The organism is Bacillus sp. FJAT-49711 (assembly GCF_018343715.1).
Classification (GTDB): Bacteria; Bacillota; Bacilli; order Bacillales; family Bacillaceae_C; genus Lederbergia.
In genome coordinates, this window is the sequence record NZ_JAGYPL010000001.1 from 562,994 (window position 1) to 589,129 (window position 26,136).

A 26,136-nucleotide genomic window follows, 5' to 3' on the forward strand; every position below is an offset into this window, starting at 1 on the left:
TGTATAATTCACCTCGCCCATGGCGAGAATGATGAATATGGAAATCATTTCCGTTTTTGTCTATGAATAAATTGGAGGGAATAGTATGAAGAAATTGATAAGTTCATGCATCGGTATATTTATGTTATTTTCACTAATATCCCATTCTGCATTAGCAGAAGAGAAACAAGTTGAGCTTTCAGATGAATCAAAATCCGCTATCTTAATAGAACGAGATACTGGGACTGTTTTGTATGAAAAAAATATGCACGAAAAATACTCACCTGCCTCCATGACTAAAATAATGACGATGCTTCTTATTATGGAAGCGATCGATACTGGTAAATTATCATTTAAGGATAAAGTGTCAACGAGTGAGTATGCTGCTTCTATGGGGGGCTCTCAAATATTTTTAGAGCCTGGTGAACAAATGAAAGTAGATGAACTTTTACTCGCTGTTTCAATCGGTTCAGCAAATGATGCTTCAGTAGCTTTGGCGGAAAAAGTAGCTGGAAGCGAAGAAAACTTTGTGAAGATGATGAATGAAAAGGTCAAGGAACTAGGCTTAAAAAATACACAATTTAAAAATACAACAGGATTGCCTGCTAAAGATCATTTTAGTACAGCTCACGATATGGCCATTATGGCTAAAGAGTTATTAAAATATGAAGAAATTACGAATTTTACAAAGATGTATGAGTCATATTTGCGGGAAGATACAGATAAAAAATTTTGGCTCGTAAATACAAATAAACTAGTGAAATTTTACCCTGGAGTAGATGGGTTGAAGACCGGATTTACAAGGGAAGCCATGTATTGCTTAACGGCAACAGCGAAAAAAGATGGCATGAGGGTTATCGCTGTTATTTTCGGAGCTCCGACTTCAAAAAGCAGAAATGCGCAAATAACAAAAATGCTTGATTATTCTTTTGCCAATTACGCCTCGCACCCTGTATATAAAAAAGGGGAAGCGCTCGGAAAAGTAAAAATCAGTAAAGGAAATATAAAAGAAATAAAAGCAGTTACTGGAGAGCCCGTTTCAGTTTTAACAAAGAAAGGGGAGCAGTTAAAGAAAATTACAAAGGATATAAAACTAAACAATCATTTAAAAGCCCCAATCGAAAAAGGTGACGAAGTCGGGACGTTAACGATTATCAAAGATGGTAAAACTTTAGCAAAAACAAAACTAATCGCTGAGAAAAACGTCAAAAAAGCCACTTGGTGGGACTTATATAAACGTACATTTGGAATGTTTACTAAATCAAATTAAATAGATAAGGAAAGGCCTTGCTCATAGAAAAGAACAAAAAATATAAGTTCAAGAGCTGGCCATTAACAAAAAAATGTTGGCGAATTTCTTCTAGTTTTGTCATGAGGAAGGAATCTGAACCTAAAAGGTAGAATTGACTCACTATACTCTTAAGCGAGGAGGCTATAGATAAAGTGAGTCTATCAATCGATTTAGAAATTAGGCAAGACGTTTTATGCATCAGACTATCAGGTGAATTGGATCATCATACGGCTGAGGAATTAAAAAATAGAGTAACTGAAGCCATTGAAAAACACCGAATCCTCCATATCGTCATGAATCTTGAAAAATTAACGTTTATGGATAGCTCAGGTCTTGGAGTTGTGCTAGGAAGGTATAAACAAATAAAGTTGAAAAATGGTGAAATGGTCGTTTGTGCAATCACTCCCCCAGTAAAGAGATTGTTCGAAATGTCTGGTTTATTTAAAATAATTAGACTGGAACCATCAGAACAATTTGCACTTGAAAGATTGGGGGTAGCTTAACAGATGAGAAATGAAATGCAAATTCAATTTAGTGCATTAAGCCAAAACGAATCATTTGCCCGTGTTACGGTCGCTGCTTTTATCGCACAATTAGACCCTACGCTTGATGAATTAACGGAGATTAAAACCGTCGTTTCAGAAGCTGTTACAAATGCGATTATTCATGGATATGAGCAAAATCCTGCAGGAATTGTCTATATCTCTGCAGCAATTGAAGACGATATGATCGATTTAGTGATTAGAGATAATGGCATCGGAATTCAAAATATTGAAGAGGCAAGACAGCCTCTATTTACAACGAAACCTGAATTAGAAAGATCAGGAATGGGTTTTACGATAATGGAAAACTTTATGGACCAAATTGAAGTGGAATCACACCCAGGTACAGGCACAACCATTCGCTTAATCAAATATGTAACCAAAAACAAAGCGTTATGCAATTAAGGAGCCGCGCCTATGGATGTGGAACTAAAGAAAGAGGCAAATAAGGGCTTTTTGAAGGATGCAGAGGTAAAGGAATATATAAAAAGAAGCCAAGAAGGGGATCAAGAAGCAAGGGACATTCTCGTGGAAAAAAACGTACGTCTCGTATGGTCCGTAGTCCAACGCTTTTTGAATAGAGGATATGAACCGGATGATCTATTTCAAATAGGAAGCATTGGTTTATTAAAATCTGTTGATAAATTTGATCTCTCTTACGATGTTAAATTCTCCACCTATGCTGTTCCGATGATTATTGGAGAAATTCAACGTTTTATACGTGATGATGGAACCGTAAAGGTGAGCAGATCTTTAAAAGAATTAGGAAATCGGATAAGAAAAGCAAGGGATGAGCTGGCAAAAAGGGATGAAAAGGTTCCGACTATTGGAGAAATAGCCGATTATTTAGGGGTCAGTCGTGAAGAAGTGATTATGGCACAAGATGCCGGTCGTTCTCCGACTTCCATACATGAAACGGTTTATGAAAATGATGGTGATCCCATCACCCTCATTGACCAAATTTCGGATCAAAACGACCATAAGTGGTTTGATAAAATTGCGTTAGAAGAAGCCATTCGTGGGTTGGATGAACGGGAAAGGCTAATCGTTTATCTCAGGTATTATAAAGATCAAACTCAGTCGGAAGTTGCCAGCCGCCTTGGTATCTCGCAAGTTCAAGTTTCACGTCTTGAAAAGAAAATATTGGAGCAGATGAAAGAACACATGGATGCTTAAATGGGCATCCATGTGTTTTTTCTCGTTGTTAAGGAAATTTTAAATTAGAAGCTTTGTGGATAGCTTTTTAAGAAATAAGTTTTTGTTTAGCTCCAGCACCTATCGACTAGAAACTTCCTGTCCTTTTCTTTTGCGTAAATCAAAAGCCTTGAAGCTTATACGTCGATAAACAGGCGCTTGCGCTTTATATGTTTCCTGCATGAAAAAATACTGGTTTTCACATACTAATAAAGCATATTATATTGCTTTTAAGAAAATCAAGAAATGCAGGAAGTGAATACGATGGTAAATACCATATATATTAGAATGCGCAGCCGGGTTGAAACAAATAGGTTTAATAAGATTACACTTTCACAAACTGCACAAATATTAGCGCCTGATCAATACTTGCCTGAACTGCCAGATCTTATTGTTTATGAACTGAAAAAAGATGATAATCAATTAGTTGTTCTTGATGTGATGCATGTCATACGCATAATCTCATTACATTTTCCTGATTGTGATATTCAAACGATTGGTCCTAATCAAACAATCATTGAAATTATTAGAGAAAAGAAAATAACCTCAATGCCACTATTTTTATTTGTATGGATTTTACTCTTCGTAGGGTCGGGATTAGCCATTTTAAACTTCCACGAAGAAGTAAGTATGCAGGCGGTGCATCAAAAGTTATATTGGATTATTACAGGTAAAGAAAATACAAAACCTTTACTCATGCAGATCCCATATTCATTTGGCATTGGAATGGGAATGATTTTATTTTTTAACCATATTTTCAAAAAAAGATTCAATGAAGAACCAAGTCCTTTAGAAATTGAAATGTTTAATTATCAACAAGATCTCGATCATTATGTAGCAATAAAGGAAAACAACGAAAGTGTTAAACGTTTAGATGATTAGTGAAATAGTAGTAATCATATTGCTTGGTTTGGCAGGAGGCTTAGCAGTTGGTAGTGGATTCGTAGCTTTTCTTACTGTTCTTGGAATAATTCCTCGCCTGACCCAGCTAACGAAAACGGATAATAGGATCCAAATGTACGAATGGGCGGTCATTCTCGGGGCAGCTAGTTCAGGGTGGGTGGATCTTCGTAATCTATCTATACATATGAATATTTCTTTCGTTATTATCGTGATCGGTCTTTTATGTGGGCTTTTTATTGGAATGCTCGCAGCAGCTTTAACCGAGGTGCTAAATGTTATCCCAATACTATCCAAACGGATTGGACTCGAAAAGCAATTATTAACTTTGTTAATGGCCATTGTACTCGGAAAAATTTGCGGTTCTCTATTTCAATGGATTTATTTTTACAACATTTGATGGAAAACTAGAAGGGAAGCAGATAATATGACAACACGTTACCATACAACAAAGGATGCAATCGATAAAAATCTAGATGATCTTGAAAGGTATTTTAAAGAGAGAATCGGATTAGGGACGAGCTTTGATATTGGGAATAGAAAATTAGTCATTTTAAAAAAACAAGTGCAAATTTATTATGTCAATGGTTTAGTTGAAACATTATTTATTACGAATATTATAAAGGAATTAGTTAATCTAAATGATCACGAAAAACCGACACCTAAAATATTTGAACTAATTGAAAATCGGATTGTCCATGAATCAGTTGAAAAGGTAAAGACGAAGGATGAGATGGTCGATCAAGTGCTGGCAGGTCTGGTTGCTATCGTTGTTGAAGGAGAGCAGGAAGCGTTCATAATTGATGTTCGTTCGTATCCTGGCAGACAGCCAGAAGAACCCGATACGGAAAAAGTAATCCGGGGTTCTCGAGATGGCTATGTGGAAAATATTGTTGTAAATACAGCTCTAACAAGAAGACGTATTCGAGATGAGCGTCTTAGGTTTGAAATATTAAAGGTTGGTGAAAGGTCTAAAACGGATGTAGCAATTGGATATATTAAGGGAATAGCCAACCCTGATTTGATCGAGACAATAAGAAAAGAATTATCGAGCATTGATATAGATGGAATTACAATGGCTGATAAAACAATTGAAGAATATTTAATGAAGCAAGGTTATAATCCATATCCACTCGTCCGTTATACAGAAAGAGCAGATGTTGGGGCTATACATCTATTAGAAGGCCATGTGTTAATCTATATTGATACTTCTCCAAGCGTAATCATAACCCCCGCCACCTTATTTCATCATGTACAGCATGCAGAGGAATATCGTCAATCTCCCGCAGTTGGCACGTTCGTACGATGGACAAGATTTTTAGGCATATGGGCATCCATTTTCCTATTGCCTTTATGGTTTTTATTTGCGATGGAGCCTTCTATGCTTCCAAATAAACTAGCTTTTATAGGTCCGAACGAGCAGTCGGATATTCCATTAATTTTACAATTGCTGATTGCTGATCTTGGGGTTGAATTTTTGAGAATTGCAGCGATTCATACCCCTACGCCTTTAGCAACAGCAATGGGATTAATTGCAGCAGTACTCATCGGTCAAATCGCAGTAGACGTAGGCCTATTTCAATCAGAGGTCATTCTATATGTGGCGATTGCTGCAGTCGGAACCTTTTCGACGCCTAGCTATGAGCTAAGTGTCGCGAATAAAATAATAAGGATGACTTTACTTCTAAGCGTTGCGATATTTAAAGCCCCTGGATTTATTATAGGAACAACAATTTATATTATATTTTTAGCTCAACTGCGACCTTTAAATGCTCCATATTTATGGCCGCTCTTACCTTTTAACCCTGCAGCATTTGTTCATATATTAATTCGGCGTGCTGTTCCAGGAGCGCTTTTAAGACCGAGTATTGTGCATCCAAGGGATCGCTTTCGTCAGCCGCCTAAATCGTAAAGAGTCCATTGCAGAATTAAGTATTGTATGGTAAAGTTTATGCTACTTATCAGGAAGGGGATCCATTATGCCCTTCAGGTACCGGCAAATTTTCACAACAATTAGATAAAATTAAATGTTAAGTCTAGCGGCTTGTAAGTAAGTGGAGGGAGAAACATGCATTTATATGGGACAGCTAAAATCAATCAAAATGGGCATTTGGAAATAGGCGGGAAAGATACAGTGGAGTTAGCGGAAAAATACGGAACTCCTTTATACGTATATGATGTCGCTCTGATTCGTAACAGAGCGAGGGCCTTTAAACATACATTTGATAAATTAGGCATCACTTCACAAGTGGCATATGCGAGTAAGGCTTTTTCCACAATGGCTATGCTCCAACTTGTTAAGGAAGAAGGGCTATCACTTGATGTCGTTTCTGGTGGCGAACTCTTTACGGCAATCAAAGCTGATTTCCCAGTGGAAAAAATTCATTTTCATGGAAATAATAAAAGTGATGATGAACTTATAATGGCTTTGGATTACCACATTGGCTGCATCGTAGTAGATAACTTTCATGAGCTTCATACATTGCATCATCTATGCACAGAGAGAGAGCAAAAGATAAATATACTATTACGTGTTACACCTGGTATCGAAGCGCACACACATGATTATATTTTGACTGGGCAAGAGGATTCCAAATTTGGCTTTGACTTGCAAAATGGCCAAGCTGAAACGGCGCTGCTTATCGCCTTGGAAAGTAAATACTTAAATGTATTGGGCTTGCATTGTCATATTGGTTCACAAATTTTTGAAACGACTGGTTTTATATTGGCAGCAAGAAAAATTCTTGAAAAAATGGCAAAATGGCAGGAAGAATTCAATTTTACACCAAGTGTATTAAATTTAGGCGGTGGGTTCGGCATTCGTTATACGGATGAAGATACACCTTTAGATCCTTCCTTATACGTTGAGGAAATGATTAATGAAGTAAAAAAAGAAACAGAGCGTCTTTCTATCCCAATGCCGGAAATATGGATTGAACCTGGCAGGTCGCTCGTAGGGGATGCGGGCACAACTTTATATTCTATTGGTTCAAGTAAAGATGTTCCAAATGTTAGGAAATATATTGCTGTCGACGGCGGGATGACAGACAATATCAGACCTGCACTTTATGATGCAAAATATGAAGCGCTGCTGGCGAACCGAGCAAATGAACAGCCTAAAGAGAAAGTATCGATTGCCGGTAAATGCTGCGAGTCAGGTGATATGTTAATATGGGACTTGCCGTTGCCTGATGCCGGAACAAATGATATATTGGCTGTCTTTTGTACAGGTGCGTATGGCTATTCAATGGCAAATAATTACAACCGTATTCCGAGACCACCTGTTGTTTTTGTGGAAAACGGGCACGACCAACTTGTCGTAAAACGAGAAACGTATGAAGATTTAGTAAGGTTGGATCTTCCTTTTAAAGAAAAAACAAAGATTTAGCTGAAAAACAGGACGTTCAGCTCATTCTATTAAGTTGCAGATAAAACAATAAGACTGTACAATAAAAATTATGGTCGCACCTTTTATTTACGTGTGCTTAAGATGTAGTAAGGGAGTTAGTTCTTTGCGTAACAGGAATATCACGATATTCGTAATGATCTTCATTATAGCCATTTTATGGGGAGTAAGCTATTGGCTTTTTATCGCGCCAAATCGTTAATCGACTCTATTTGATCCGTTAACAGCAACAGCTGTAATAAAGTTAAACGAGGGGTCTGTTATGTTAATTCGATATAAGAAAGCCTATGAAAAGATCGCCATGGGTCTACTCTCATTCATGCCTAATGAGAAAGATCTTAAAAAACTACAACAGACAATGAAAAATTATGAAACTGAAGAGAATTGGCAGCTTTTTTTATGGAAGGAAGAAGATATCACAGGTTTGATAGGGGTAGTACTTAATGGTGATAGAGTGGAGGTACAGCATATATCAGTCAATCCATCACATCGGTATGAAGGGATTGGTAAAAATATGTTAAAATCCATAAATCAGATTTATCAAGATAAAGAAGTCATTCCTTCTGAGTATACAGCGGCATTTTTTGAAAAATGTGATATGTAAAAATAACAAAACCGGGTTAATTCACATTACCCGGTTTTTTTTATGAAGGAAATAATAAAGTGAAAAATTTACGGACAATATTATAGGAAATATTTTCCTTCCTGCTGCTATCGGATAGCAAATAAATATCGATTCATTCTGCCTGTTGAACAGGTGCTTGAGCTTTTGTTCCTATATAAGTGCAAAATTCTTCTCGGGTACAACTATTTGCTTCTTCCGTAATGTATGCTTATTCACAATTTTATCGGGAGCTTCATCTATTAGATTTTCGAACGTATATCCTTGTATCGCGCTTTGCTTTTTACAAATAGTCAATAATAATTGATTATTGATAGGAATGTTAATCGGTTTATAGGGCATTTTATGAACCATTCTCACCTTGCTTCTATTAAGTTTCCCGATCAGCTCTTCATAATTGATGCCAAGAGCAAGTACTTCTTCTTCTTTATATGATAAAAGGCGGATTGCTTTATCAATTAATTTCACCGAGCCTTTAATATTTCCTCGTCGATAATGATAGAAACTAACCGCCATTTGAATAAGTCCCACCCAGATTGAATCCCTCGCCATTCCGTTATTTTTCCAATGATCTTCCAAAACTTCATGGCACTCAAAATAATCTCGATCACTATGAAAGTGGAATAAAAAGGCTACATATGCTTTTGAAAAAGGCAATTATCCTACTCCTTTCCTCCTTTTATTAAATCTATTATAGCATGAAATTTTATATAAATTATGTCTGTTAAACTAATTTTCCTTCATTTTCTGTTCACGCTATTATATGATAAGAAAAGCATAAGCACCTTGCTTATCGACGTTCAGATCTTACAATGGGGTTCCGACGACGTCGCTATCGGCGCGGCGGCAATTAGTCGAAGTTCCTAATGGGTCTAAAGTCTTGTGATGAAGGAAAAGCGGAAGGCGCAGCTAGACACAAAAGGCATATTCATTAATCTTGTGCGAAATCGGTGATGAAATGGAATATCATGTTAAAATTGATGCTTTTGAAGGACCGCTAGATTTACTGCTTCATCTAATTAATCGTCTAGAAATAGATATATATGATATACCTATGGCGGAAATTTCAGAACAATATTTATACTACATTAATACAATGACTGAATTGCAGCTCGATGTTGCGAGTGAGTATTTGGTAATGGCTGCAACATTACTAGCTATTAAAAGTAAAATGCTGCTGCCAAAATATGACGAAGATATGGAAGACGAATATTTTTATGAAGAAGAAGATCCGCGTGATGAGTTGGTGGAACAGCTTATCGAGTATAAACGATATAAGGAAGCTGCTGAAACGTTAAAGCAAAAAGAATTTGAGAGAGGCCAAATGTATACGAAGCCTCCAATTGATTTATCAGCATATGCAGACAAAGGCCAGCAAGAACTAATTGAGCATGGTTTTTCCATATACGACATGCTTGGCGCCTATCATAAATTATTACGAAGAAAAAAACTTCAAAAACCATTATCTACTAAAATTACACATCAAGAAATATCGATAGATGATAGAATGACAGAAATCTTACATGAACTTAAAAGTCGCAATGCTCGTTTTCGGTTTTACGATTTATTTCCACAGAATGACCGAGGGCATATCGTTATTACGTTTTTAGCCATGTTAGAATTAATGAAAAGAAACGAAATAACTGTAGAGCAAGATGAGATATTTGGGGAAATTCATCTATCAGCTAGAAGGGAGAATGAGGCAATTGGAGGATTCTAAGCAACTAGGTATTCTCGAGTGCCTTTTATTCGCAGCAGGCGATGAAGGTTTATCGTTAAAACAAATATGTTCAACTATGGAAGTTGATGAGGAAAAAGCGAAATCCTTAATAGATGAGCTTCAGAAAAATTATAATCAGGATTCTAATCGCGGTATTACAGTAACTGCTTTAGCCGAAACCTTCCAGCTTGCAACAAAAAGGGACTTTGCTGAGTATTTAAAAAGGCTTGTAGAAAGTCCTGGAACATCAACACTTTCTCAAGCGGGCCTTGAAACTCTTGCGATTATCGCTTATAAACAACCGATTACAAGAATCGAAATCGAGGAAATTCGAGGAGTTAAGACTGAACGACCGCTGCAAACCTTAATCGCAAAAGGATTGATTATGGAAGTTGGCAGAGCCGAAGGTACGGGAAGGGCGAAATTATACGGAACGACAAAGGAATTTCTTGATTATTTTGGTCTTAATCATTTAAAAGAACTTCCCGAACTGCCAAAACAAACGGATGAAGATGAACTTCAAGAAGACGCGGACTTATTTTTCTCCTCTTTTAAAGAACATATAGATTAACACATATAACTGTCGGTGGATATTAACCGGCAGTTTTTTTATTGTTAAAAAAATGATTAATTAGAAACTTTGTTGATAACTTTCTATGAAATAAATTTTCGTCTAGCTCCAGCGTTTATCGACAAGCAAACTTCCTGTCCTTTTTCTTTTGCGTAAGTCAACATCGGCTCGTTCTGTCTAGCTGCATGCGCCAGCCCTTGAGGTCAGAGGCCCGCAGGATGTGTGTTAGGAAGGGGTTGCGACGTCCAGGGAAGCACTAGTGCAGTCGAAGCGACAGACGCCGCTGCACTGAGCCTGCAGGGTGTTGCGCCCTTTTCCCTCTCAGTTTTTCCTTTATCGCAAGTCTTAGGCCTTGAAATTTGTACGTTAATAAACAAGCGCTTGCACCTTTGATTTTAGTGAGGTTGCCACCTGGCGCTTGCGCTTTTCTTGTCATATCGGTGAGTAAATAGCATAGACTTGTACAAATAAAACAAAGGCATATATATGGGGAGCGAACGAATGAAAGCACGAAAAGTAATAGCTATCATATGTACAAGTCTACTATTCATACAAATGATTTATTTGCCTAGAAATATGACTGCAGCTACTTATATTCCTGTCAGTGCCTCTGGCGCTATATTAATGGAAAAAGATTCCGGAAGAGTGCTTTATGAAAAAAACGCACATGACATACATAGCATCGCATCCATTACGAAAATTATGACCGCTCTTCTTGCTATCGAATCTGGAAAAATGAATAAAGTTGTCACGATTAAAAAAGAGGCAGTCTACACAGAAGGATCATCCATTTATCTCCAAATTGGTGAAAAAATGAAGCTCGAAGATCTTGTTTACGGTTTGATGCTAAGGTCCGGAAATGATGCTGCCAATGCGATCGCTGAATACGTTGGTGGAAGCGTTGAAGGGTTTGTCTTTTTAATGAATCAGAAAGCAGAGGAATTGGGAATGACAAATACAAAATTTGCAAATCCCCATGGATTGGATGACGGTGGGAATCATTATTCCACAGCATATGATATGGCGTTATTAACGAGGTATGCGATGAAGAATAAGCAATATAAAAAAATATCAGGAACGAAAGTGTATAAATTCCAAAGAGAAGATGGTCCGCAAAGCTGGATAAATAAAAATCGTTTACTCACAGAAAAATATAAATATTGTACAGGCGGGAAAACGGGCTTTACAAAAAAAGCAGGAAGAACGCTAGTCACTACAGCTGAAAAAAATGGTACTGAACTAATTGCTGTAACACTTAAAGCGTCTGACGATTGGAATGACCACATAACGATGTATGAACGTGGTTTTGACGAATATCCGCTGGAAACAGTCGTTCCAAAAGGAAGCCTCTCTATAAATGCGAAAGGATTAAATAATAAAGAACTTTTTATAAAAGATTCTATCATCTATCCTTTATCAAAAAGTGAAACTAATGATATTCGATTAGAGTACAAGCTTCAAAATCCTAATGTATTAGCTAAGACGAATAAAGGTAAGGTTGGTGTGGCAATCTTTCATCTTCAAGAGAAACCTGTACAAACAGTACCTATTTATATAAGACAAACGGATAAAGAGCAAAAAGAAGGCTGGTGGGAGAAATTAAAGAAGCATTTATTTAGCCAGATAGGTGTGATTTTCAATGATTAATTATATATGGGTAGGGATGACGGTAATCGGCTTAATTTTTGCAAGTGTAAATGGAAAAATGAAAGATGTGAATGAAGCGATATTTCAATCTGCTAATGAAGCTGTAACATTATGTATTGGGTTAATTAGTATTCTAGTCTTTTGGCTTGGCATTATGCGCATCGCACAGGAGTCTGGGCTATTAAATAAGCTTTCCAATCTTTTCAAACCAATCATCATAAAACTTTTCCCAGAAGTTCCTGAAGATCACCCCGCAGTAGGATATATTTTATCAAACATCATCGCCAATATGTTTGGCCTAGGTAATGCTGCAACGCCATTGGGCATTAAGGCAATGGAACAGCTTAAAGAGCTTAATGGAGGAAAAAATTATGCCAGCAGATCTATGATTACTTTTCTAGCATTAAATACATCGGGCTTAACACTGATTCCAACGACAGTTATTGCAATTCGAATGAGCTATCAATCCGCTTCACCTACTGAAATTGTGGGACCTACTTTAATGGCAACTACTTGTGCTACCTTTGCAGCCATATTAATCGACCGACTTTTTTATATGCGCCGAAGTAGAAAGGGCGTGAAGTAAGATTGGAAATCATCTCCCTCATTTCTTTATGGATTATTCCAGTCATCATTGGAGTGATTCTAATATACAGCACGTTAAAGAAAGTTCCAACATACGAACATTTTGTAGAAGGAGGAAAGGAAGGAATCAAAATAGCTGTTTCCATTATCCCATTTTTAGTCGGGATGCTTGTTGCCATAACTGTTTTCAGAACTTCAGGAGCACTCGATTTCTTTATACAGCTGCTAAAACCTGTATTAAATGCACTAGGTGTTCCAGCGGAAATTGTCCCACTTGCATTGATTAGGCCGATATCGGGGACGGCCGCACTCGGATTAATGAGCGACATCATCTCACAACATGGACCTGATTCCTTTATTGGAAGGCTTGCCTCAACGATTCAAGGGAGCACTGATACGACCTTTTATGTATTAACTGTATATTTTGGAGCGGTCGGAATCAAAAAAATGGGGGATGCCTTAAAAGTAGGACTTTTAGCAGATCTAGTAGGCATATCTGCCGCCATTATTATCATTACGATTATGTTCAGTTCTTAAGCTGAGCATTTTTTTGTTTTTTAAAAGTGTTTTTTTTGATTTTCACTACACTTAATGTAATAATTCATAAAGAAATAAGAAAAATGGAAGCCGCCTGATCAGACAAAAGACGCTAGAGCTTGATGCAAAAACAGAAAATCAAAAATATAGAGTAAAAAAACTTATACTTGATTATTATGCAATGAGAGGATGCGAGCATATGGCTAAATCTAATATAAAAGTAGCTGTACAAAAGTTCGGCAACTTTTTAAGTTCAATGGTTATGCCAAATATTTCAGCTTTTATTGCGTGGGGATTAATTACCGCGCTGTTTATTCCTACCGGCTTTATACCAAATGAAAGTCTCTCTAAACTAGTGGATCCAATGGTTACTTACTTGCTTCCCCTATTAATTGGATTTACTGGAGGTAAAATCATTTACGACCAACGAGGTGGAGTTGTTGGTGCGATTGCCACGATGGGGGTCATTGTAGGTTCGGAAATACCGATGTTTCTCGGTGCCATGATCATGGGGCCACTCGGTGGTTATGTGATTAAGAAGTTTGATGAATTAATTGAGGGAAAAGTAAAAGCTGGCTTTGAAATGCTCGTTAATAATTTTTCAGCAGGGATACTCGGTGGTTTACTTTCAATCTTGTCATTTTTAGCAATTGGACCAGCTGTTAATTCATTTTCAAACTGGTTGATGGTTGGTGTTAATTGGCTAGTTGGTGCAGGACTATTGCCATTAACGAGCATATTAATTGAACCTGGTAAAATTCTATTTTTAAATAATGCCATTAACCACGGGATATTAACACCGATCGGCTTAGAGCAAGCAAAGCAAATGGGGCATTCTGTCCTACTGCTTCTTGAAGCAAACCCAGGACCAGGACTTGGCGTCCTTCTAGCGTATAGTATTTTTGGAAAAGGGAATGCGAAAAGATCTGCTCCTGGAGCGGCAATTATCCAATTCCTTGGAGGAATTCATGAAATTTATTTTCCCTATATATTGATGCGGCCAATGTTGTTTTTTGCGGTCATCTTAGGTGGGATGAGCGGTGTATTTACACTTGTTCTTTTAGACGGAGGTTTATTTGCTCCTTCATCACCGGGCAGTATCCTTGCGATAACAGCAGTAACTCCTCATCATGCAAGTGCATTTATAGCTAACTATGCGGGCATTATCGTTGCTGCGGTTGTTTCCTTCCTTATCTCTTCTTTCGTGTTAAAAACGAGTAAACAAACAGAAAATGATATTGAGGAAGCTACAAGAAAAATGCAAGAGATGAAAGGGAAAAAGAGCTCTGTTGCAGGTGTGCTAGCGACAAATAATGGAAAAGTCCCTGAAAAAGTGGAGAAAATCTATTTTGCCTGTGATGCAGGGATGGGTTCAAGCGCGATGGGGGCCTCGCTCTTACGGAAAAAAGTAAAGGAGTCGGGTCTAAACATAGCGGTAACAAATACAGCGATCAGCAATCTTCCTGCCGATGCACAAATTGTTATCACACAGGATGAGCTGACTCCAAGAGCACAAAGTAAAGTTCCAAATGCATATCATGTTTCAGTTGATAATTTCTTATCAAGTCCTGAATATGAAAAATTAATTGATGAGCTAAAAAATCCTCAAAATAATGCTTCCGACGAGGTTATAGAGGAAGTAGATGCAGCAGAAGAACAAGAAGTACATGAATCCGAAAATGATTTGCTGCTTGAGGAAAACGTCTTTCTCAATAAAGAGTTTGCCAATAAGGAAGACGCCATACGATTTGCTGGACAGGCCTTAGTAAATGCTGGATACGTAAAAGAGAGCTATATTGAAGCGATGATTGTTCGGGATGAAATGACTTCGACCTATATGGGAAATGATGTAGCAATCCCGCACGGTACGGAGGAAGCGAAGAAGGATGTCATTAAATCTGGATTTACGGTCATTCAAGTTCCGAATGGCGTTGATTTTGATGGTCAAAAAGTAAGGTTAATTTTTGGTATTGCAGGAAAAGACGGTACACACCTGGAAATATTATCGGGCATTGCCGTGACTTGTTCAGATATGGATAATATTGAAAAATTAGTAGCAGCTAAAACCGCTCGTGAAATAATGGATATGTTTGATATAAAAAGTGAATAAAGGACTGATACGAATGAAACAAGTAGTACATTTTGGTGCGGGCAACATTGGACGAGGGTTTATTGGTGCGCTTTTTTCACAGTCAGGCTATCATGTTACATTTATTGACATCGCGGACGAAATCATTCGGAAACTAAACGAGGAAAAGCAGTACGAAGTGAAGTTAGCAACCGATGAGCAGGAAGCAGTAACAGTTCATAACGTATCGGGTTTTAATAACATGACACAAGAAGAGGAAGTTATTAATACAATTGTACAAGCAACATATGTAACGACTGCAATTGGACCGAATATCTTACCTAGAATTGCGCCATTAATTGCAAAAGGCCTTATGAAGCGAATCGAGAAAACAGACGAAAAATTATACGTGATCGCTTGTGAAAATCAAATCTCGGCGACGGACCTTTTAAAAGGATATATACTGGAGCATGTAGATGATGAAACAAAGGATAAAATCCTTAACAGAATTTCTTTCTATAACTCCGCTGTAGATCGGATTGTGCCAATTCAGCATAATCAAGGGTCGCTTGATGTACTTGTCGAGCCTTATTTCGAATGGATTGTGGAAACATCAGATGAGATTCCACCAGTTGAAGGTATGAAAGTTGTTCCTAATTTGGCACCTTTTATTGAGAGAAAACTTTTTACGGTTAATACTGGCCATGCTGCGATTGCCTATATAGGATACCTTGAGAAGAAGGCGACGATTGATGAGGCTGTAGCCGATGAAAGAATTCTTGCACATGTACAAGCAACATTAAAAGAAACTGGAGATTATTTAATTAAACAATATCACTTGGATCCAGGAGAGCATGAGCAATATATTAACAAAATTATTGACCGTTTTAAAAATGCTTACTTGCATGATGATGTAACGAGGGTAGGGCGCTCACCGCTGCGAAAACTTGGTTCAAGTGATCGATTTATTAGACCTGCAGTCGAGGCGGAAAAAGCTGGTCTTTCTTATACACAGCTTGCAAAAGCAATTGCTACCGCATTACTTTTTGATTACAAAGAGGATGAAGAAGCGGTAAAATTACAAGAGATGATTCAAGAGCACGGAGTTACCTATGTATTAAAAGAAGTGAGCGGACTAAGTGAAACGAGTAAATTAACTGAAGAGATTGTCCGTCATTATGAAGCTATAAAGAATTAATAGTGAAAGGAGCAAAACAATCATAAGGTTTGCTCCTTTCCTTTGTAATGTCTTCTTGAATGAAGATTCGGATAACTTTAATTTATATTATGAGGAGAATGATCGTGGAACGACTACAAAAAGTCATTGCATACGCAGGAGTTGCATCCCGGAGGAAAGCCGAGGAATTGATTCAGCAAGGAAAGGTAAAAGTAAATGGTCAAATCATTAAGGAGCTTGGAACTAAAGTATCACCTTCAGATAAAATTGAGGTAAATGAAGTTCCTCTTGTTCAAGAAGAAAAGAAATACTTCTTATTCTATAAACCCCGAGGAGTCATTTCTGCTGTAAAGGATGATAAAGGCAGGAAAGTAGTAACGGATTTTTTTCCGCAAGTGGAAGAAAGGATTTACCCAATTGGAAGGCTTGATTACGATACTTCGGGACTTTTAATTCTTTCAAATGATGGAGAATTTACTAATTTGCTTGCTCACCCTCGTTATGGAGTTCAAAAAGTATATATTGCGAAAGTGAAAGGGATACCTTTAAAAGAATCGCTAAAAAAGTTAGAGCGTGGAATTCAACTTGAAGATGGGAAGACTGCACCAGCAAAAGTAAAATTACTATCATTGGATAAGCGAAAAAGCACTTCTATTATAGAGATTATTATTCATGAAGGCAGGAACCGCCAAGTAAGGAGAATGATGGAGGCAATCGGCCATCCCGTTTTAAAACTAAAACGTGAACAATATGGTACGTTGCATTTACGTGGATTAAACGCCGGTGAATTTAGGGAATTGACTCCACATGAGGTTAAACAGCTTAGGACACTTGCAGAAACAGGAAAAGGCTGGCATCGTATCAATTGAAAATTTCACATAACCTTCAAAACATGCCCTAATACACTCTATTCTAAATGATATAATAAAAGGTAAGTCTGGCAATAGGCTGGGGAGGTTAGAAGATTCAAATGACGGAAAAGAAAAAAAGAAGGCACATGCTAAGAACGGGTATATTGGTCATTCTAGCTGCCGCAGTCGTATATACATTGTACGCGAATTTTACGAAAGATAAGCATGAGAAAATTGCTGTCGGCGATCATGCACCTGACTTCGTTCTTACTGATATGGAGGGCAATAAGCATAAGCTCTCTGATTATAAAGGACAAGGGGTTTTTTTGAATTTCTGGGCTACTTGGTGTAAGCCTTGTGAACGGGAAATGCCTTATATGGATAACCAATATCAGGCTTTTAAGAGCCAAGGTGTTGAAATTCTTGCGGTAAACGTTGGACAACCAGAATTTTCAATTAAAAAGTTTGTGGAAAAGCATGAATTGACTTTTCCAATCTTAAAAGATTCCAATAAAGATGTTATGGGAGCTTATGATATATACAATTTACCAGCAACGATTTTAATTGATCCAGATGGGAAAATTACCGAAATAATCGAAGGAGAACTGCCTGAGGAAAAAATAATAGCTATGATGGAGAGCATCAAGCCTTAAGTAGGAGAGCTTAATCATGAAAGAAGTAAAATGCGAATGTGGCCATATAAATCCGGTTGGTACTATTTTATGTGAAGCATGCGGACGCGCACTTACAGAAGAGGCGCAAAAAGAAGCCTTGCATGATATGCGCTACGAAGGAAGTGCCCGTAGATCGCAAACATATAATAGAAGTATAATCGATAAAACTTGGAATTTTTTTTCATCTGTTAAAGTTGGGATTTGGCTCATCGTTATCACACTAATCGCTTCATCCCTTGGTACACTTTTACCACAAGTAATGTACATACCGCCGAACGTAGATCCAGCTACATATTACTCCGATCAATATGGAATACTTGGAACAATATATTATATATTAGGGTTGCATGATTTATATAGTTCTTGGTGGTATTTATTGCTTATCGCATCTATTGGAGTCTCACTTGTAATTTGCAGTATTGATAGATTCGTTCCTTTATACAGAGCTTTGAAAAATCAACGAGTTGGAAGACATGAAGGCTTTTTAAAAAGGCAAAGATTATATAATCGTGTTGAAGGAACAAATCAATCAAGTCAAGACTTCGAAATAATCAAACAACGTTTAAAAGAAAAAAGATACAAAATCCGCGAAGAAAATGGTAATATCCTTGCCGAAAAAGGTCGCTTTACTCGTTGGGGTCCGTACGTAAATCATATTGGGCTTATCATATTCCTTATCGGAGGAATGCTTAGGTTTGTTCCAGGTATGTATGTGGATGAAGAGTTATGGCTGCGCGATGGAGAAATAAAAACAATTCCGGGAACAAATAAACAATACGTTTTGGAAAATAAAAAATTTACAATGGAATTATACGATAAGGAAACGGAAAAACAAGTATATGGCGCTGCTCTTGATCGAGTCGGAACAGTCGTAAAAAGCTTCGAATCAGATGTTACCCTCTATGAACGAAGCCCTGAAGGTACAATTGGTGATACTGAAAATCTTATAAAAAGAAAAGACGCAAAAATCCGAGTAAATGAACCTTTAAAGTTTGACAACTATGCCGTATATCAAATTGATTATAAACTGAATGAATTTAAAACGATGACCTTTAATTTCTTAAAAAAAGCAGATGAAGATATTAAAGGAGAAGTGACAATCGATTTATTTGATCCACAAGAAGAATATGATTTAGGCAATGGTTATAAAGTGGAATTGATCGGGTATTATCCTGATTTTACTGGATTTGGTGAAGACGGTGAACCGCAAACAGATTCACAGACTCCGAACAACCCGGCATTTTTATTTAATATGATTTCTCCAGAGCATCCTGAGGGAGAAAAAAGTTTTACAGCAATTAGACAAACAGTAGAACCATTAGGCGAAACAGAATATAAATTGGCATTTAAAGATATTTCAACACAAAATGCTACTGCTCTAATCGTGAGGAAAGATTTGACATTGTGGATTCTCGGAATTGGCGGGGCCATTTTCATGATCGGAGTCATTCAAGGGTCTTATTGGAATCACCGCCGTATTTGGCTGCAAAAGATAAAAGGAGATATCTTAATTGCGGCCCATACAAATAAGAATTGGTATGGCCTGAAAAAAGAAATCGGAATTATTGTTAAAGATACAGTCGTACCAGAACCCCATGACCAAAATGATCAAAAAGCTTAATCTCATCGAAAAATATTCACGTCCTGTACGAGGAACTATGTTTGTGAAAAATTTGTTGGAAAGTAGGAATATAAATGAATAATCTCGTACAATTAAGCGGTAATTTATTAGAAACGGCTTTTATTTTATACTTAATTGCGACACTATTTTTTGGAGGAGGAATCCGAGAAAATAGAAATCGTGATAAAAATGCCGGGCCAAATAAATGGTCTAAAATTGCCATCACTATTACAATCATTGGTTTTGTTTCCCAATTAGGGTATTTTATTTTACGATGGATTGCGGGAGGGCACGCACCTGTCAGCAATATGTTTGAATTTACAACGTTTTTTGGAATGATGTTAGTTGGTGCATTTGTCATTATTTATTTTATGTATAAATTAAATGCGCTAGGTATTTTTGCACTGGTTGTTTCCATGCTCTTAATCGCTTATGGAAGCATGTTTCCCAGCGATATTAGCCCGCTTATTCCATCGCTGAATAGTCATTGGCTATATATTCATGTTACGACAGCTGCTATTGGGCAGGCTATATTATCGTTAAGCTTTGTAGCTGGTCTTATTTATTTGCTTAAATCAATCAATACTGAAGAAAAAGGAAAACGATCTTATTGGCTGGAAATGATCATGTATTCGCTTGTATTAGTTGTTGGTTTTATGCTTGTTACAACTACCTTTTCAGTCGCAGAATACAAAGCTGAATTTAATTGGATTGATAAAGCAGGAAATGAAAAAGTTCAGTCTTATGCCATGCCGGCACTTGTAGGGCCTCATGAAGGAGAGCTAATAACAGAGAATAAATTAGCACCGAAGATTTTTATGCCGGCTATCATTGATGCAAAGCGTTTAAACTCTATGATATGGACTCTTTTAGCAGGCACGGCTATTTACTGGATAATTCGTCTTGTTGCTAGGAAACGTATTAGCACATTGCTAAAGCCACTCGTGAAAAAAGTGAATTTAGATTTAATTGATGAAGTAGGATATCGCTCTGTATTAATAGGATTTCCAGTTTTTGCTTTAGGTGGACTTATATTTGCGATGATTTGGGCTCAAATTGCCTGGACGCGTTTTTGGGGTTGGGATCCTAAGGAAGTATGGGCACTTATTACTTTCTTGTTTTATGCAGCATTCCTCCATTTACGCCTATCAAGAGGTTGGCATGGAGAAAAATCCGCATGGCTCGCAGTTATTGGTTTTGCGATTATCATGTTTAACCTTATCGCAGTTAACTTAATCCTAGCAGGATTACATTCATACGCTGCATAACGAACGTTTAATCAGCATGTATGGACCCTACTCTTTAAGTGGGGTCCCTTTTATAATATGATATATATAAAATCTGTTTTTTCATAGGGGGATTGTAAATGGAACAAAAGGTTAAAGTTCTTGTAGTAGATGATGAGGATCGTATTAGAAGACTGCTTAGAATGTATTTAGAACGGGAAAACTATGAAATCGATGAAGCTTCTAATGGTGACGATGCGTTGGAAATGGCCTTGCAAAATGACTATAGCTGCATTCTTCTTGATCTAATGATGCCTGGAAAAGACGGAATAGAAGTATGTAACGAGTTGCGCGAACAAAAAGCTACACCCGTTATTATGTTGACCGCAAAAGGGGAAGAAACGAATCGGATACAAGGGTTTGAAGCTGGAACAGATGATTATATTGTAAAACCATTTAGCCCAAGGGAAGTTGTTTTGAGAGTCAAGGCATTGCTAAGAAGAACAGCTCAAACGGAATTTTCACAATCAGGTGCTTCAGCACGAGACATCATTGTATATCCACATTTATCAATCGACCATGACGCCCATCGTGTTATGGCAGATGGGAATGAAGTAAACTTAACTCCAAAGGAATATGAATTGCTGCACTTCTTGGCGAAAGCTCCAGATAAAGTATTTGATCGTGAGCATTTATTGAAAGAAGTTTGGCAATATGAATTTTTTGGAGATTTAAGAACGGTAGATACACATGTAAAAAGACTACGTGAAAAATTAAATCGAGTATCAGAAAAAGCAGCAGGGATGATTGTGACGGTTTGGGGAGTAGGTTATAAATTTGAGGCAGGTAATGAATGAGATTATGGCGTAGTGTTGTAGGGAAACTATGGATGACAATTCTTCTCCTAGTTTCATTTGTATTAATCATCTTAACCATGCTTCTTCTCGAATTTTTTCAAAAATATCATGTAAGTCAAATTGAGCAAGGATTGACCGAACAAGCAACAAAAATATCACGAATTCTTGAAGCGCACGCAAACGATGGGCTTGGGGAAGAAATTGTATTTGAAATATTGGACGAGCCGTTGGGAGTAGCGATTGCCTATAACAAAGAAGATTTTTTATTTTCACCCTATGGCTCATATAAAGGCATGATTCCTGTAGATACATTTCTAAAGGATAAAGATTTGGTTAGAGTTTTTAATGAACGAAAACAAGTAACGAAAGAAATGGCACTTTCTGATTTAGATTTGAAAGGAAGCCGGTATGAGAATTTAATAGTAGCTGCTGTACCATTAAGCATTAATGAACAAAAAGGTGCAATATTTATTTACCAATCTTTAGCCGTCTTGAAAGAAACAACGCAAAAAACAACGAGACTTATTCTTCTTGCGGCAGGGATCGCCATAGTATTAACGACCTTTTTTGCTTTTTTCTTATCTACAAGAATTACATCACCATTAAGAAAAATGAAAGAAGCAGCTTTTGAAGTATCAAAAGGTAAATTTGATACGAAGGTCCCATTCTTAAGCCATGATGAAATTGGAGAACTGGCGATTGCATTTAACCAAATGGGAAAACGTCTTAAAATTAATATGAGTGTTCTCAGCCAAGAAAAAGAACAACTTAAAAGTATATTGAGTAGTATGGCTGATGGTGTTATGACTTTTAGCCAGGGGGGATCTATTTTGATAACGAACCCACCGGCAGAACGTTTTTTGCAGCAATGGCATTATGAAAGTGAAGATGAATCAAACACAGTGCCCCCTGAATTAGCAAATCTGCTTTCTCAAGCGATTAAGACGGAAACGGAACAAACAGGAGAACTTATTTTACAGGGACGGTATTACGTCATCATTGTGAGTCCTCTTTATACGCAAAATCAGGAAAGTGTCAGGGGAGCGGTTGCGGTCATTCGTGATATGACGGAAGAGAGACGACTCGATAAACTGCGTATTGATTTTGTAGCGAATGTTTCGCATGAACTAAGAACCCCAATATCCATGCTTCAAGGTTATAGTGAAGCGATTATTGACGATATGGCCGAAACAGAGGAAGAGAAAAAAGAACTGGCAAAAATTATTTATGATGAATCCTTGCGCATTGGACGGTTAGTCAATGAATTATTAGATTTGGCAAGGATGGAAGCGGGGCATATCGCTCTTAAATATGAAGATATTAATATAGAAAAATTTATTCATCGCATTATGAACAAGTTCGGAGGAGTAGCGAGAGAGCACAAAGTCGATCTTCAAAGTAATCTTGAGTCAAATGGAGAGTCATTCCATATAGACCCGGATAGAATTGAACAAGTATTAACCAATTTAATAGACAATGCGATTCGACATACGCAGGAAAATGGCTCCATTGTAATTACTCAAACACGGACAGCTAAAGGCATTACAATTTCAGTTCAAGATAATGGATCAGGTATACCAGAAGATGATCTTCCATTTGTTTTTGAACGGTTTTACAAAGCAGATAAAGCTCGTACAAGGGGAAGGGCTGGAACCGGTCTAGGATTAGCCATTGCCAAAAATATTATTGATGCACATAATGGACATATAACTGTACAAAGTAAATTAGGAAATGGGACGACTTTTTCCTTCTTTATTCCGGAAATTTAGACGTATATGTAGAAAGTTGTTATATAATCTTGTTTCACGAGAAACAGAAAAAACGGGTTGGATAATCTTATCAAGGTTGTTCAATCCGTTTTTATATGGGAAAATAATAATACTTAATAAACATTTTAATATATTTGTAATAATCTAGATGTAACTTTTTAATCGAAAAAACGACTAATCCAATAACGGGGAGGAGAAAGTATGAACTCCGTGTTTCATGAAATATATACGAAATACCATCAAGACTTATTTCAATTTCTTTATTATATGGTTAAAAACCGGGTGGAAGCTGAGGATTTGGTACAGGAAGTTTATATCCGAGTCTTGAAATCATACGATAAATTTGAAGGGAAAAGCTCCGAGAAAACTTGGCTTTTTTCCATTGCCAAAAATGTAGCGATCGATCATTTCCGAAAGCAAAAGGGCTGGAAGGATCGCTTATTTGATAAATTCGATTGGGAGCGTAGAGAAATAAAAGATTCAAAAACGCTCCCTGAAGATACTGTCATACAAAATGAAGAAGTAAAAATTTTGAAGGAATGTCTTGATACGTGTGCAACGAATCATCGCATCGTTTTAATTATGCGTTATTTAAACGGTCTTACTATCGCTGAGACAGCAGAAGCCTTAAATTGGAGTGAAAGTAAAGTTAAAACGACCCAACATAGAGCATTAAAATCGATAAAGGTAAAGATGGAAAGTGAACGGAGAAAGGAGGACGATCATCATGCGTCAATCTGACAGAGAAGATGAAAAAGTGATACGACTATTTAAGCAGCTGCCAACAATTGAAGATAAACGATCAATGGATGAGATTTATCGTAATATAAAACACGGCATGTATAAAAAACAAAAGAAACCTATTTTTGTGCCTGCGCTAACGGGTATCGCTGGACTTTTATTATTCTTACTTGTCTTTCCTCTCATTTTCCAACAATCTCCTGTTGATTACTTTAGTTCGCATTCTGAGGTGAAAGAATCTGCGGATTCAGGCGGCATGATGGAAAATAGTTCTGCTAAAATGGAAAGGGGTATGAATGAGGCAGATGCAGAAATAACGATGTATAAAGAAGATGCGATTGATAACGACACTAGTTTAAAAACGGCTGTATATGAAGAGAATACACTTGAAAATGAAGTGTATACGTTTGGAGTAGTTGTCAGTAAAGATGCCATTGCCATACCTGTAGCATTAATGGAGCATAAAAGTTCAGACGATGATTGGTTAGCTCAATTTCAAGAAGTGGCTAAATCATTTAATGTGTCGGAGTATGGTTTCTCGGATTTTGCTCCTTTATTGGATGCGATGGAACTTAATGAAGAAAGAAATGAAGCTAAGGTCACCATCAGCCCTGAAAATCGTCTATTTTTTGAAACAAATGAGCGCCAATTAACGTATATAGTTCAATATTTATTGCAGACACAAAATATTAATGTTGTTAAATTTGTGAATGAAAATGAAGAGCCTGTGGAACTTCCTCATCTTGGAGTCGTTCAAGATGTTGAAGTTAAAGAGAGCTTAAGGAAAGCGTATTTTCTATATCCGATTTCTAAAGACTCAGAGTATCTCGTACCAGCAGATGCGAATCCCGATAGCCTTGCAGATGCCTTAACATACATGAAAACGAAGCCGAACGACAATTATCAATCTGTCATACCAGATGAACTAACGCCTGAAATCGTAAAAGAAGATACTTCAGATGTAACGATAAAATTTAACAAGCAAGTTGAACTGGATCAAGGGGACCAGCTGAAAAATATGCAGTTAATTGAAGGCATTTTATTAACTGCAAAAGAATTTGGGAAAGCGGAGGTTCAATTTGAAAATATCGAACCCTCGCAATGGGAAAGTTTTCAATTTGATCAGCCTGTAAAAGTTCCTGTTGCACCTAATCTAATTAAACGTTAATCAAAGCTTGTATTAACCTTCACATACAACGACATATAGTGTATAATGAAATTGTAAAATAAAATACGATTCATCTTCGGGGCGGGGTGCAATTCCCCACCGGCGGTAATGAGGCATAAGCCTACAAGCCCGCGAGCCTTTAATGAGGCAGGATTTGGTGTGATTCCAAAGCCGACAGTATAGTCTGGATGGGAGAAGATGAAGGGTGCCGTGTGTTCAAAATGCAGGTTTTGAACACTTATTAAAGCATGCCTAATCATTCTCCCTCAAAGATACTTTCTTTGGGGGTTTTTAATTGGAGCATACCTTATTGGCATACCTTTCTTCAACGAGGGATGAATCTCTAAGGAGAGAGGAAAATGAAAAAGTTAAGTGTAAAATCTTTTGTCACAATTGGTATGCTCAGCAGCTTATCGTTTATTTTAATGCTGATTAAATTTCCAATCCCACCATTTCCACCATACTTAACCGTAGACTTCAGTGATATCCCTGCAATCATTGCTGCGTTAATGTTTGGCCCGGTGGCGGCTATTCTCGTGGAATTATTTAAAAACATATTAGATTACTTTATCTCAAGCAGTGCTACTGGAATACCAATTGGTCATATTGCTAATTTTCTCGCTGGCATACTTTTTGTTCTACCAACGTATTATGTTTTTAAAGTATTAAAGGCAAAGTGGGGCTTAATGGTTTCACTTATTGTCGGCACATTGTTTATGGCTATTTTCATGAGTGTCTTTAATTATTTCGTTCTTCTGCCCGCTTATATAGTATTGCTTGGTTGGGAGCCAATGAGCAATGCCGCACTTCGCAAAATGGTCGTAATATCAATACTTCCATTCAACGTTGTGAAGGGCATCATTATAACTGTAGTATTTCTCTTGCTATACAGCCGTTTAGGCAGCAGGCTAAATAAGCATATGACAATTAAAAATGTATAAATAAAGGTAGATGCGTTTTCTAACGGGTTCTGTTTCCTATCGCAAAACG

General features: G+C 37.3%; 26 protein-coding genes and 1 riboswitch. Of the genes, 25 read left to right on the forward strand and 1 reads right to left on the reverse strand.

Going from position 1 to position 26,136, the window contains the following annotated elements; translation table 11 throughout:
* The first annotated feature begins 85 nt into the window (after positions 1-85).
* The 9 genes from KHA96_RS02860 to KHA96_RS02900 all read left to right on the forward strand — a co-directional run bounded on the left by KHA96_RS02860 (position 86) and on the right by KHA96_RS02900 (position 7,916).
* Positions 86-1,249, forward strand: coding sequence for a D-alanyl-D-alanine carboxypeptidase family protein (locus KHA96_RS02860; protein WP_213127777.1), 1,164 nt, complete (start codon positions 86-88; stop codon positions 1,247-1,249).
* A gap of 173 nt (positions 1,250-1,422) precedes the next feature.
* On the forward strand, positions 1,423-1,773 hold the full coding sequence (gene spoIIAA / locus KHA96_RS02865) for an anti-sigma F factor antagonist (RefSeq protein ID WP_213127778.1): 351 nt from the start codon (positions 1,423-1,425) through the stop codon (positions 1,771-1,773).
* A gap of 3 nt (positions 1,774-1,776) precedes the next feature.
* Positions 1,777-2,217: an anti-sigma F factor gene (gene spoIIAB, locus KHA96_RS02870; protein WP_213127779.1), complete on the forward strand. Its 441-nt coding sequence runs from the start codon at positions 1,777-1,779 to the stop codon at positions 2,215-2,217.
* A gap of 12 nt (positions 2,218-2,229) precedes the next feature.
* Positions 2,230-2,988, forward strand: a complete 759-nt coding sequence (gene sigF / locus KHA96_RS02875) for an RNA polymerase sporulation sigma factor SigF (protein WP_213127780.1) — start codon at positions 2,230-2,232, stop codon at positions 2,986-2,988.
* Positions 2,989-3,270: 282 nt separating this feature from the next.
* The gene (locus KHA96_RS02880) at positions 3,271-3,888 is read left to right on the forward strand and encodes a stage V sporulation protein AA (RefSeq protein WP_213127781.1); all 618 of its coding nucleotides are present in this window, start codon (positions 3,271-3,273) and stop codon (positions 3,886-3,888) included.
* Positions 3,881-4,306, forward strand: coding sequence for a stage V sporulation protein AB (locus tag KHA96_RS02885; RefSeq protein ID WP_213127782.1), 426 nt, complete (start codon positions 3,881-3,883; stop codon positions 4,304-4,306). The genes KHA96_RS02880 and KHA96_RS02885 overlap by 8 nt, the downstream gene beginning before the upstream one ends.
* A gap of 27 nt (positions 4,307-4,333) precedes the next feature.
* Positions 4,334-5,818 carry a spore germination protein gene (locus KHA96_RS02890; protein ID WP_213127783.1) on the forward strand — a complete coding sequence of 495 codons (1,485 nt, stop codon included), beginning with the start codon at positions 4,334-4,336 and terminating at the stop codon, positions 5,816-5,818.
* A gap of 156 nt (positions 5,819-5,974) precedes the next feature.
* A complete protein-coding gene (lysA, locus tag KHA96_RS02895) occupies positions 5,975-7,294 on the forward strand; it encodes a diaminopimelate decarboxylase (protein ID WP_213127784.1) in 1,320 nt (439 codons plus the stop codon).
* A gap of 280 nt (positions 7,295-7,574) precedes the next feature.
* Entirely contained in the window at positions 7,575-7,916 is a 342-nt protein-coding gene (locus KHA96_RS02900; RefSeq protein WP_213127785.1) for a GNAT family N-acetyltransferase, read from the forward strand.
* Positions 7,917-8,087: 171 nt separating this feature from the next.
* Here the strand turns inward: KHA96_RS02900 and KHA96_RS02905 are convergent, their stop codons facing one another.
* Positions 8,088-8,591: a DUF309 domain-containing protein gene (locus tag KHA96_RS02905; RefSeq protein ID WP_213127786.1), complete on the reverse strand. Its 504-nt coding sequence runs from the start codon at positions 8,589-8,591 to the stop codon at positions 8,088-8,090.
* Positions 8,592-8,892: 301 nt separating this feature from the next.
* Here KHA96_RS02905 and KHA96_RS02910 point away from each other — a divergent pair, with 301 nt between their 5' ends.
* From KHA96_RS02910 to KHA96_RS02985, 16 genes are all read left to right on the forward strand, one after another.
* Positions 8,893-9,654, forward strand: a complete 762-nt coding sequence (locus KHA96_RS02910; protein WP_213127787.1) for a segregation/condensation protein A — start codon at positions 8,893-8,895, stop codon at positions 9,652-9,654.
* On the forward strand, positions 9,632-10,225 hold the full coding sequence (gene scpB, locus KHA96_RS02915; protein WP_481748200.1) for an SMC-Scp complex subunit ScpB: 594 nt from the start codon (positions 9,632-9,634) through the stop codon (positions 10,223-10,225). Before KHA96_RS02910 ends, scpB begins: the two co-directional genes overlap by 23 nt.
* 501 nt (positions 10,226-10,726) lie before the next feature.
* A complete protein-coding gene (locus KHA96_RS02920; protein ID WP_213127789.1) occupies positions 10,727-11,872 on the forward strand; it encodes a D-alanyl-D-alanine carboxypeptidase family protein in 1,146 nt (381 codons plus the stop codon).
* Positions 11,865-12,458 (forward strand): nucleoside recognition domain-containing protein, encoded by a 594-nt coding sequence (locus KHA96_RS02925; protein ID WP_213127790.1) that lies wholly within the window; start codon positions 11,865-11,867, stop codon positions 12,456-12,458. The genes KHA96_RS02920 and KHA96_RS02925 overlap by 8 nt, the downstream gene beginning before the upstream one ends.
* Positions 12,459-12,460: 2 nt before the next feature.
* Complete coding sequence (locus KHA96_RS02930; RefSeq protein WP_213127791.1) at positions 12,461-12,994, forward strand: spore maturation protein; 534 nt, start codon at positions 12,461-12,463, stop codon at positions 12,992-12,994.
* A 199-nt stretch (positions 12,995-13,193) separates the two neighbouring features.
* The gene (locus KHA96_RS02935; RefSeq protein ID WP_213127792.1) at positions 13,194-15,104 is read left to right on the forward strand and encodes a PTS mannitol transporter subunit IICBA; all 1,911 of its coding nucleotides are present in this window, start codon (positions 13,194-13,196) and stop codon (positions 15,102-15,104) included.
* Between the two features lie 13 nt (positions 15,105-15,117).
* Positions 15,118-16,260, forward strand: a complete 1,143-nt coding sequence (locus KHA96_RS02940; protein ID WP_213127793.1) for a mannitol-1-phosphate 5-dehydrogenase — start codon at positions 15,118-15,120, stop codon at positions 16,258-16,260.
* Positions 16,261-16,364: 104 nt separating this feature from the next.
* A complete protein-coding gene (locus tag KHA96_RS02945; protein ID WP_213127794.1) occupies positions 16,365-17,108 on the forward strand; it encodes a pseudouridine synthase in 744 nt (247 codons plus the stop codon).
* Between the two features lie 101 nt (positions 17,109-17,209).
* Positions 17,210-17,743, forward strand: a complete 534-nt coding sequence (resA, locus tag KHA96_RS02950) for a thiol-disulfide oxidoreductase ResA (protein WP_213127795.1) — start codon at positions 17,210-17,212, stop codon at positions 17,741-17,743.
* Between the two features lie 16 nt (positions 17,744-17,759).
* The gene (gene resB, locus KHA96_RS02955) at positions 17,760-19,385 is read left to right on the forward strand and encodes a cytochrome c biogenesis protein ResB (protein ID WP_213127796.1); all 1,626 of its coding nucleotides are present in this window, start codon (positions 17,760-17,762) and stop codon (positions 19,383-19,385) included.
* Between the two features lie 74 nt (positions 19,386-19,459).
* Positions 19,460-20,653 (forward strand): c-type cytochrome biogenesis protein CcsB, encoded by a 1,194-nt coding sequence (ccsB, locus tag KHA96_RS02960; RefSeq protein WP_213127797.1) that lies wholly within the window; start codon positions 19,460-19,462, stop codon positions 20,651-20,653.
* A gap of 98 nt (positions 20,654-20,751) precedes the next feature.
* Positions 20,752-21,468, forward strand: a complete 717-nt coding sequence (locus KHA96_RS02965) for a response regulator transcription factor (protein WP_213127798.1) — start codon at positions 20,752-20,754, stop codon at positions 21,466-21,468.
* The gene (locus KHA96_RS02970) at positions 21,465-23,237 is read left to right on the forward strand and encodes an ATP-binding protein (RefSeq protein ID WP_213127799.1); all 1,773 of its coding nucleotides are present in this window, start codon (positions 21,465-21,467) and stop codon (positions 23,235-23,237) included. The genes KHA96_RS02965 and KHA96_RS02970 overlap by 4 nt, the downstream gene beginning before the upstream one ends.
* A gap of 201 nt (positions 23,238-23,438) precedes the next feature.
* Entirely contained in the window at positions 23,439-23,978 is a 540-nt protein-coding gene (locus KHA96_RS02975) for an RNA polymerase sigma factor SigX (RefSeq protein WP_213127800.1), read from the forward strand.
* Positions 23,965-25,146: a GerMN domain-containing protein gene (locus KHA96_RS02980; RefSeq protein ID WP_213127801.1), complete on the forward strand. Its 1,182-nt coding sequence runs from the start codon at positions 23,965-23,967 to the stop codon at positions 25,144-25,146. Before KHA96_RS02975 ends, KHA96_RS02980 begins: the two co-directional genes overlap by 14 nt.
* A gap of 68 nt (positions 25,147-25,214) precedes the next feature.
* A riboswitch (FMN riboswitch) is annotated at positions 25,215-25,350 on the forward strand.
* A 155-nt stretch (positions 25,351-25,505) separates the two neighbouring features.
* Positions 25,506-26,087 carry an ECF transporter S component gene (locus KHA96_RS02985; protein WP_213127802.1) on the forward strand — a complete coding sequence of 194 codons (582 nt, stop codon included), beginning with the start codon at positions 25,506-25,508 and terminating at the stop codon, positions 26,085-26,087.
* Positions 26,088-26,136: the final 49 nt, after the last annotated feature.